Annotated in this window: 1 protein-coding gene; it reads right to left on the reverse strand. The window is 63.1% G+C overall.

The annotated features are described in order from the left end of the window. Window positions 1–271: thiamine pyrophosphate-dependent enzyme (locus tag SB756_RS30275; protein WP_410913263.1), on the reverse strand; the 271-nt coding region annotated here is incomplete at both ends.

A 271-nucleotide genomic window follows, 5' to 3' on the forward strand; every position in this document is an offset into this window, starting at 1 on the left:
GGAAACGCCGCTTGGGCACCGATGGCCTGGGGCATGGCGTTGGCCATGGAGCCGTGATTGAACGAGCCGATCAGGCGGCGCTTGCCATTCATTTTCAGGTAGCGGGCGGCCCAGACGGTCGGCGAGCCCACATCGGCGGTGAAGATTGCATCATCGTCCGCCAGTTCGCTGAGCAAGCGTGCGACGTATTGCGGGTGAATCGGGCGGTTGGCTTTTGACGGCTGCGCCAGCTCATCCAGCCCCTGGCGGGCTTTCTCGTAATGCTTCAACG

Origin of the sequence: Pseudomonas sp. SIMBA_068 (assembly GCF_046534705.1) — a bacterium.
Lineage (GTDB): Bacteria > Pseudomonadota > Gammaproteobacteria > Pseudomonadales > Pseudomonadaceae > Aquipseudomonas > Aquipseudomonas putida.